At 43.4% G+C, this 9,717-nt stretch carries 7 protein-coding genes; all 7 read right to left on the reverse strand.

What is annotated here, in order from left to right; translation table 11 throughout:
* Positions 1-2 precede the first annotated feature (2 nt).
* Positions 3-350 carry an Asp-tRNA(Asn)/Glu-tRNA(Gln) amidotransferase subunit GatC gene (gene gatC / locus ACTO17_RS05105; protein ID WP_172535193.1) on the reverse strand — a complete coding sequence of 116 codons (348 nt, stop codon included), beginning with the start codon at positions 348-350 and terminating at the stop codon, positions 3-5.
* A gap of 11 nt (positions 351-361) precedes the next feature.
* The gene (aspS, locus tag ACTO17_RS05110) at positions 362-2,107 is read right to left on the reverse strand and encodes an aspartate--tRNA ligase (RefSeq protein ID WP_172535194.1); all 1,746 of its coding nucleotides are present in this window, start codon (positions 2,105-2,107) and stop codon (positions 362-364) included.
* Between the two features lie 453 nt (positions 2,108-2,560).
* Complete coding sequence (locus tag ACTO17_RS05115) at positions 2,561-4,381, reverse strand: methyl-accepting chemotaxis protein (RefSeq protein WP_482557127.1); 1,821 nt, start codon at positions 4,379-4,381, stop codon at positions 2,561-2,563.
* 68 nt (positions 4,382-4,449) lie between these two features.
* A complete protein-coding gene (locus ACTO17_RS05120) occupies positions 4,450-5,355 on the reverse strand; it encodes an SDR family oxidoreductase (protein ID WP_482557128.1) in 906 nt (301 codons plus the stop codon).
* On the reverse strand, positions 5,352-6,302 hold the full coding sequence (locus ACTO17_RS05125; protein WP_482557129.1) for a DUF6602 domain-containing protein: 951 nt from the start codon (positions 6,300-6,302) through the stop codon (positions 5,352-5,354). The genes ACTO17_RS05120 and ACTO17_RS05125 overlap by 4 nt, the downstream gene beginning before the upstream one ends.
* 2 nt (positions 6,303-6,304) lie before the next feature.
* Positions 6,305-7,420, reverse strand: coding sequence for a reverse transcriptase family protein (locus ACTO17_RS05130; protein WP_482557130.1), 1,116 nt, complete (start codon positions 7,418-7,420; stop codon positions 6,305-6,307).
* Between the two features lie 347 nt (positions 7,421-7,767).
* Entirely contained in the window at positions 7,768-9,663 is a 1,896-nt protein-coding gene (locus tag ACTO17_RS05135) for a retron Eco8 family effector endonuclease (RefSeq protein ID WP_482557131.1), read from the reverse strand.
* Positions 9,664-9,717 lie beyond the last annotated feature (54 nt).

Consider the following 9,717-nt stretch of genomic DNA (forward strand, 5'->3'; position numbering starts at 1 on the left):
CGTCACTCCACCGTCTTTGGAACCAGATAACTTCCGTCTTTTGTTTCCGGCGCATTTTTCAGCAGGTTCTCCCGATCATCCCCGTTGCTGACCACATCCTCCCGGAATACATTATTCACCGGAAAAATATGGGACATGGGGTCAATTCCCGCCGTATCCAGTTCATTCAGCTTGTCAATGTAATCCAGCATTTCTTTCATATCCTTTTTGGCCTGTTCCCGTTCCTCACCAGACAGCTCCAGTTTTGCCAGAATGCCCACGTATTCAATCGTTTCATCGGAAATAATGTTTTTGTCCTGCTTTTTTTCCACTTCTTGCAATGTCTGCTCCTCCTGCTCTCTGATATACATCCTGAAATAACTCAGTTTCTCACTTTTATATGCGCTTCCCGAAGCTGCTCCTCTGTCACTTCGCCGGGCGCTCCGCACATCAAATCCTGGGCGTTTCCGTTCATGGGGTATGCAATCACTTCCCGGATGTTGTCCTCTCCCCGCAGCAGCATAATCATGCGGTCAATTCCCGGCGCCATGCCTGCGTGGGGCGGCGCGCCGAACTGGAATGCCTGATAAAGCGCGCCGAACTTGCTCTTTAAAGCCTCTTTTCCGTAGCCCGCAATCTCAAATGCTTTTACCATAATCTGCAGATCATGGTTTCTTACCGCGCCGGAAGAAAGCTCCACTCCATTGCAGACAATATCATACTGATAAGCCAGAATTTCCAGAGGATCTAAGGTTTCCAGAGCTTCCAGCCCGCCCTGGGGCATGGAAAAGGGGTTGTGGGTGAATCCAATCTGCCTGGTCTTTTCATCCCGCTCAAACATGGGAAAATCGTTGACATAACAGAAGCGGAACGCATCTTTTTCCAGTAAATCCAGTTTTTCACCCAGTTCTGTGCGGATCATTCCTGCAAAATAAGCCGCCCGTTCTTCCCGGTCTGCCACAAAGAAAATGGTGTCTCCTGTTTCCAGTCCGGCAAGGCTTCGGAATTCCTCTTTTAATTCCTCCGGGATAAATTTGTCAATGGGGCCTTTGTAGCTGCCGTCCTCTTGCACTTCCAGATATCCCAGTCCGCCCATGCCGATTTCCGTGGCAAATTTCAGTAATTTCCCATGAAAGCTTTTGGACATTTCCGCATGAACCCGGATGGCCCGAACGGTTTTTCCAATAAAGGGCTGAAACGTGCATTTCTGGAAAAACTCTGTCAAATCCAGAATCCGCAGAGGGTTCCGCAAATCCGGTTTATCAGTGCCGAATTCCAGCATTGCCTGCCTGTAGCTGTACACCGGATAGGGAGCTTTGGTCACTGCGCTTCCCTCAGGGGCAAATGTTTCAAATGCGGCTGTAAGCACCTCTTCCCCTACCCGGAACACATCCTCCTGATCTGCAAAACTCATTTCAAAATCAAGCTGATAAAATTCTCCCGGCGACCGGTCCGCCCTGGCGTCCTCATCCCTGAAACAAGGCGCTATCTGGAAATATCTGTCAAAGCCCGATACCATCAAAAGCTGTTTGTACTGTTGGGGCGCCTGAGGCAGCGCATAAAACTTTCCTTTGTATTTTCTGGAAGGAACAATGTAATCCCTGGCACCTTCCGGGGATGAAGCGCTTAAAATAGGCGTCTGAATTTCCAGAAATCCCAGCTCTGTCATCTTCTCCCGCAAAAAGGAAATTACCTGGGAACGGAACACAATGTTGTCTCTTACTTTCCGGTTCCGCAGATCCAGATAGCGGTATTTCAGCCGCACATCTTCCCTGACCTCCTTACTGGCCATAATCTCAAAGGGAAGGGGAGCGTATACCTGGCCCAAAACCTGGATTTCTTTTGCCTCCAGTTCAATGGTGCCGGTGGGAATTTTGGGGTTATAGGTATCCTCGTCCCGCTTTTCAACGAATCCCTGAATGGATACGGCCTGTTCCCTGCGGATTCCTTCCAGAAGCTCTCCATTTCGGATTACAACCTGCATCACCGCATACATATCCCGCAAATCAATGAAAGACACTCCGCCGTGATCCCTGATATTTTCCACCCACCCGGCTACCCGCAATGTTTTTCCAATATCCTGCTCACTTACCTGATCCAACGTGACTTCTCTGTAACTAATACTCATAATTCCCACTCCTTCGCTGCTGATATTTGATACTCAAAATATAAAAAGCCAAAAGGCCTTTCTTCATTACCGGGATACAAAAAGCCCCGGAATACTAACGTATTCCGGGGCGAATCTCTCTTTTGATCCACGGTGCCACCCGCATTGAGAACGGATTTACTGCAGATACAGAATTCTGCTCGTTCCCATCTCTTAAGAACTGGAACAGCTGCTCTGTTCTTCAGTTCCCATGCTTAACGCGCATAAACGTACTGACCTACTTGCATGTTCAGCCAGTCTGCTCCAGAGTGTTCCCTTTGTTTTCTCTTCCAAACGGCGCTCTCAGTCGGTGACGCCGTATTCCTGTCAGCCTCTGAAAACAAGAGTCTCCTTCATTGCTTTACTTTGTTAACGTTCTTAGTCATGGGTTATATTAGCACATATTATTCCATTTGGCAAGAAAAATTTTAATTTTTACAGCTGGAACTTGCTTGCCTGATCATTCTGCCTGCGGCTCAATTCCACCAGTCCCTGGGTATCCTCGGTACATTCGTCGATGGTCTGGGACAAAAGCATCATACTTGCACTGGTTTCCTGCGTGGACGCCGCATTTTGTTCCACTACGCTGGCCAGGCTGTTGGCAGAATCTGTAACAATCTTCTTCAGGGAATTCAAAATCTCTGTCTGGCCGCCGATTTCCTTTGTCACTTCCTCCACCATGGCAACTTCCCGTTTTAGGCTCTCGAATGCCGCCCTTGTCTCTTTCAGACATTTCTGCTGCTTCTGCACATTGTTCGTTACTTCCTGCATCTTGCTGACAGAAATCTCCACATTTTCCACAAGTTCTTTTACAATGCCTTCAATCTCCTGGGCATTGCCGGAAGATTCTTCTGAAAGATTCCTGATTTCCTCTGCCACAACTGCAAATCCTCTGCCGGCTTCTCCTGCTCTGGCCGCTTCAATGCTGGCATTCAAAGAAAGCAGGTTGGTCTGAGCCGCCAGACCCTTGATAATCTCAATGGTCTTATTGATATCAGCCGCAGAATCGTTGTTCCGGTTGGTCTGTTCTGATACCACATCAATGGCTTCTATCGTCATTTTGGTAATGCGGTTCAGTTCCTGAATGCTCTCAGAGGCCCCGGCAGAATGCTCTGCCATGGCGGATACTGCCTCTTCCAGCTTCTGTACGCCGCTTTTTTCAACTTCAATGACGCCGCCCAGCTCTGTGATCTTTTCATTCATTGTCTCTGTTTCATTGGCACTGTTGGTAGCTCCCTGAGCCAGATCGTCAATAGCCTGGTTGGTATTTTGAATGCTCTCTGATATGTATCCGAATTTCTCGCTGAATTTCTCGCTGCTCTGGTTCAGTGTTTCCCCTGTCTGGAGTACGCTGCCAATCATATTTGCCAGGGATTGGCGGACATTTTCCAGAGAACGGGCCATCTCACCGATTTCATCTCCCCGTTTCTGCAAGGCGGGACTGATGGTAAAGCTCAGGTCTCCGGTAGCCACCTGGCGGAGATGCCCTTCCACAAGCGTAATCCCTTTGGTAATCCGCGTCCCGCTCAGGGCAGAAATTATCAAAGCCAACAGAAGCATCACCACTGCGGCAATTCCGTAAAGCGTCAGCATATCAGCAAATTCTTTCTGAATCGCATCTTTTCTGCTGTCAATCTTTTCATTCATTTCATCCACATAGTTCCCGGTGGCAATTGCCCAGCCCCAGGGCTCAAACATTTCTGTATAAGCAATCTTAGGCGCAACTGTCACTCCGTCTGATTTGGTAAAATAAAACTCATTATAACCGCCCCCGGCTTTCGCGGTGGATACTACACTCTGGGTTACTTTTATGCCGTTCTGGTCGGTTAAATCATACCGATCTGTACCTTCCTGCTCGGTAAGAACCGGATGCATCACCAATACGTGATCCTCTCCGTCAATCCAGATATATCCTGAATCATCGTCCCTGTAACGCATATGGCGAACAGCCTCAGCGGCTCTTTGCTTCGCTTCTTCTTCTGTAAATTCCCCGTTCTGGCATCTGTCATAATAGCTCTGCACCAGAGACATGGCCCCCTGTACCTGAGACTTAATCTCCATGGAATAACCGTCATTCATGGTTTCCTCATACAATTCCGCCGATTCCTCCATGGACTGTTTCAAATAATGGACCCCCAAAACTGCCAGGCCGATCGTCGGGATGGAAACCATAATACAGATGATGGAAACCAACATCACTGTTAAACTGCGGTATCCCTTTGTTTTTTTTGCTTTTTCAGCTGATTTTTCTTTCATGTAACCCCACCTTCCACTTTTCACCTTTCCTATGTAATACTTCCATTATACACAATTTTCAGCCGAAGTCAATGAAACAGCGTCTTTGAATTCGCACTGCCGTTTTTCAATGCCCAGGCAAGATTTTGGGATAACCCTTCGGCCGTATGAGAAAAAAATATGCCGTTTTGATTTATTTTGTCCTGGCACATGGCCAGATTTCGGGAATTTTCGCAAAAGGCCTCTTCATTTTTTCCCAGTCTGCCTGTGTCCAAACCTGTATTGGCAAATACCTGACGGACAGTTCCATAAGTATTTTTCTCATTGGGAGAGCCAAAATTATAGACGCCTCCCGGAAGTTCAAATGTTTTCTCCAGATTCTGCACCACTTCATGGACATCTGTAATGCCCCGCCTGTCATAAATGGGAAACTTTATCATTTCTGCGCCTGCGATCTGAGGCAGAAGCGTTCGGAAGAAATCGCCGTGTTCATCTTTTCGTTTTGTTTTTGCATCATACATCCAGGACAGCCGCAGCAGCACGCAGTCCGGATTGAGATTCAGGCATTCCTGTTCTGCCTTTAATTTTTCCTGTCCATATAAATTGCCGGGACAAAGCTTTTCATCTTCCCGGTGGGTGGGACAATGCTCCGGATTCCGGTGGGATTTCAAACCGGAAAAATACACCTGATCAGAACTGCAGAGAATGCATTTTGCATTGACAGCCCCGGCGGCTTTGGCAAGATTAATACTGCCTGTCACATTGATGTTCCAGGACTGTTTGGGCGCTTTTTCACACATGCCCACATCAGACATGGCTGCGCAGTGAATTACAACATCCGGCCGGTATTTTTTTAATACCAAAGCTGTATTATCTTTGTCTGTAATGTCCAGTTCCCTGTGAGCCGGCGCAATAATTTCACAGGTTTTGGCATAAAAATCAGCGATTCTATTTCCCAGAAAACCGGATGCTCCGGTAATCAGCAGTTTTTTCATTTTTGACCTCCTGTTTGGATAGTTGGCGCCTTTTTATTTCGTTTGGTTCGCCGTGACAGATCTATTTCCCTGCACTGGTAAGAAATTGGGCCAAAACTTTTGTGAAACTGCTCTTTTCGATTATCTACAAATCCCGGCCTGACTATAAGGTTTGAAGTATTCTGATAATATACATCCAAAATCTTTTGTATCATCAGTTGAAATCCAAATGAACGTTTCTCCGCATCATATTCAAAAAACAAATATTTGGCTTCTTTCTTTCCCCCAAAGTAATCCTTATATAACCCCCATTCTGTAAGAGAACCCACAAAATCCAGCATTTCATCATAACAGAGTTTTTCTCTTTTTTGGTAGACCATGGACAGCTTCTCGTACGTTTTTTTCCCTTTTTCCTCTTTTGTCAAAGGTATCTGATTCTGTTCTCCATATTTATCTTTTATGGAAATTAAAGCGGTAAAAGGACTTTTTGCCATTTTGCCATTTCCTAACTTGTGAGGACACAGCCTCGCTGCATGCAGAATACTTTCGGCCTCCGGTTCTATATATTCCGGACGCAGGTATTTTTTCACGGAAAAAATCGCCGCAACCCCTTCCGGCAATGCAATGATACTTTCTCCAAAACGCTGATACACAGGATAATGAGCAGTATCATATACAATAATGTCCAACTGCCCGGATATTTGATGTTCATCCTTTTTTCTGGATCTATTATTTTTCCCGCATAAAACTGCGGGCCGCAGGATAAAACCTGTCAACACTTCCAAATCTTTCGGCAGATAACGTCTCAGATATTCCCGAACCAAATGTTCCACATACCTGCCGTCCTCTCCCCTGTGGGCCGCCCCACAGTCTTTCTCAGATGGAAGCAGCGTTTGAAATTGCTCGTAAGTTTCCAATAAAGCATCCATTTCCCTGGACCAGTATTTTTTGATTCTTTCATCCGCCATCTTTACATTCCTTCCATCACTTTAGAAAGATTTTCTAATATTATTTCCAACTTATGTATTTTTCTTTGCATCCGTTTATCATACCCTGTATTTCCATGCTCTGTCCTTGCAATCTGAATAAAAAAAGAACGGTAACCAGCCACATAATGTATGAGTCTGTTCCCATCCGCAAAATATATCGGATCTCCATTTGATTTCTTCATTTTCTTTTGATTCAGGTTCTGAAGAATCATCTGCAAATTTGCTTTTATTTTCTCACTTCTGACTCTTTCATCGCATTCAATGATTTCACGGAACTGATAAAGCACCTCATTGATATTCCGGAGCTTTTTTCTGGATAAATGCACATCTTTTCGTATCACATAGCCTGTCAATGAAATCTGCCCGTTCTGATAGATTGTTTTATTCTCATTACAGGAAAATCCGTAATCTTCCAGAATATGGCAAATCATCCGTTTAAAATTTTTATTTCTTTTAAAGTCAAAACCCTGAGAAGAAAACAGCAGATCATCCGCATATCTGGTATAAAATATTTCCCGTTTCTGTTCCTTTTGGTAAGCCCTGCAATATTTACGGATGCGCTGATCCAATCTCCGAAAAACTAAATTCGATATGGAAGGAGACGTTAAAAAACCCTGCGGCACTCTTCCCTGCCAGGTGCAGAGCTCTATTATATCCTCCCGAATTCGGGAACCTTTCGCACCGGATTCAAGTTCTTCCAAATCCGGACTCATCTCTTCCTCATCCCGTACAAAATTTTTCAGGTTTTCATCCAACAATCCCTCCGCAATGGAATCAAAAAAATTATGAATGTCCATTCGCAAAAAATATTCGTGCCCTATATGTTCTTCCAAAAAATCCATATAGGAATTACCTTTTACAAATCCTTTTGCACTGGGACATACCGGCAGTTTGTCCAAAAAATTCTTCTGAAGGTTCTTTTGTAATTTCTTCATTATACTGTCTTTCTCCACTGAAACAATGTTTCGAAACCCAGACTGTTTCGGCAATTTCATTTCTGAGCAGACAAATATTTTTTCTCTCTTCGCCTTCTCCACTTCTTCCTGGGTGGATTCCAGTATTTTATCCAAAAAATATTCATAAGAATATAGTACCATAATCTCCCCTTATTTCAACATTTACATCCTTTGTTTTTCCAAAATCTATAATAAAAACAGGCAGGCACTCTCTCCAAAATTCGTTAGAAGTAATGCGCGTTCGGCTCTGCCGAATCCGAATACGATGAACCATATATGCTCTCATCAAACACTTTCAAAACACCCTGGCTCTCTGGTATGTAACTCCCTCAGGGCTCTGCCTTTTACCGGGAAAGGTCAGATTGCTGCCTGCCTGTTTTTATACGTTTTAATATTTTTACACCCGTAAACCAAATGATTTGTCAACAATATTTTATTATTTCAAAAACAGATCCATTGAGAAATATGTTCTTGGCATCGCCAAAAGCTCAATACGCCTGTAATTTTAAAACCATATTTAAAAATTGCGACAGTTCTTCAAAATCAAAACTGAACCGTATCCGCAACTCTTTCCAATGTTTTGTATCGCTGCACCATTTTTCAAAACTTCTTCTATTCAGTTCTGACAAAGGGATTCCTGTCCTTCCGGAAAAATAATAATTCAGCCATTCACTCACCCAATTTGTCTTGCGGATTCCATTATTTTCTAAAGCAGCCTTCAATTCCGGATAAATATCCGTATTTTTCTTCATGATCTGTTTTGTTTTTAAGAGAAAGTCGCTTTTTCCGTGAAACAGAAGCCGCAAAAAATTCACCTTGTCATTAACATTATACAACAACTGAAATGCATTTTCCACAGATTTCCACTTACCTGTCTGCTCTAAATACTGAATAATCTGCTGATAATTGTTCACATTGATTAGCACACCCTCAATCGTAGTCTCTACCGGAAAAATACTATAATTTGCATAATATTCTTTAATCTCTTTCAGCAGTTCCTGATAATTCCTGTCATTCGAAGCGTAAAAAGGCCGGCGGCTGGCAAAACAGCATTTTTTGCACATAGCATCGATCCGTTTCCTTCTTTTCACTGTTTCGATTCTTTTTTCACCATAATAGTAACTCTCTTTGTCTGCAAATTGATAATCCTTTTTCCAGTCCATCCTTTTTCGCGTCGCATCCCATTCCAATATCTTGTCCATATCAAGCAACGATGCCATAGGAACATTATAATGCCTGGTTGTTGTATCCACAATTCGGTATATCACTTTATCGCTCATGCCTTTAATAATTTCCGCCTGTTTCAATACCGGAAATAATTGTCTCAAATAAGGGTTCTGCAGCAATTCCAGTTCTGTTTCCCCTTCCACTAAAATCAGAATCCTGGCAAAAAATGCATTGGCATGATGCTCTGTGAGAAAATATCTTTCTCTTTTTTCCTCTTTTGCAAACATGCTGAGCAGACACAGCCTGGAATAATCCCCCCGCTTATACACCTGATAAATGGAAGAGTTATCTTGTTCTTTTACCAAAACATTTTTTACAAGTCTTGGAGAATGGGTTGCAGCCAAAACTACAATATCGTCTGCACACTCAAACAGCACGTCTGCCAATTCGTCTATCATATGAAAATGCAGGGAAATCTCCGGTTCATCCATCAATAGCACCGGCTCTTTCATTTTGGCTCTTCTCATAGCGCTCAGTACATACAGTAACAGGCTGATATAATTAAAACTATTGGTTCCATTGGAAAAACCGTCCAATTTATGGCCTGTATAAGAAAACTCGGCGCCATTATAATACATTTTCGCAAGATTTTCAGAAAATTCACCCAACGAATATTTGACAGGTTCTATCTGCAGCTTTTCAAAAATGCCTTCTAATTGCTGCAACCTTCTGCCAAGCCTTTCATTTTTCTCTATTTCTTCAGCAACATGTATTTGCAGTTCTTTTCCCACCTGCGCCTGCGGTTTCAGCAAGTCTCCAATATAGCCCCAAAGCTCTTCCCAGTCCACCAAATTAATTTCTCTTGCATCCAGCCGGTACAACGGATATAAATGATAAAGCGCTTTCCTCTTGTCACTTGCCAGATTCCAGGTAATTCTTCCGCCTTTTATCTGCTTCATCGTTAAAACTGCTTCTCCATTCTGCTGAATGCTTTCTATCATTTTGTAATAAGATAGATATGCATCCTTCCCCTCTTTCCGGTTTTTCCTGCTTCGGATCAATATCTCTCTCATGTCATAAACCATCGTAATTTCTACCTGATCATTTAACGGATTATTCTCGTCAAAAACCCGGTAAGAAGGCCGTTGGGTAATCATATTTTCATAAAAATACACCACTTTACAAGTTTTTATAGAAAAAAATGCCGTATGAGACACTTGGGTGTATAATAAGTTTGCACACTAAAATATACGAAAGAAGTGATTCCATAC

This window comes from Petralouisia sp., assembly GCF_056822245.1.

What these genes read in the sequence shown, in the direction of transcription:
- gatC (WP_172535193.1), bottom strand. Translation starts at nt 350, where the DNA reads ATGTATATCAGAGAGCAGGAGGAGCAGACATTGCAAGAAGTGGAAAAA.
- aspS (WP_172535194.1), bottom strand. Translation starts at nt 2,107, where the DNA reads ATGAGTATTAGTTACAGAGAAGTCACGTTGGATCAGGTAAGTGAGCAG.
- ACTO17_RS05115 (WP_482557127.1), bottom strand. Translation starts at nt 4,381, where the DNA reads ATGAAAGAAAAATCAGCTGAAAAAGCAAAAAAAACAAAGGGATACCGC.
- ACTO17_RS05120 (WP_482557128.1), bottom strand. Translation starts at nt 5,355, where the DNA reads ATGAAAAAACTGCTGATTACCGGAGCATCCGGTTTTCTGGGAAATAGA.
- ACTO17_RS05125 (WP_482557129.1), bottom strand. Translation starts at nt 6,302, where the DNA reads ATGGCGGATGAAAGAATCAAAAAATACTGGTCCAGGGAAATGGATGCT.
- ACTO17_RS05130 (WP_482557130.1), bottom strand. Translation starts at nt 7,420, where the DNA reads ATGGTACTATATTCTTATGAATATTTTTTGGATAAAATACTGGAATCC.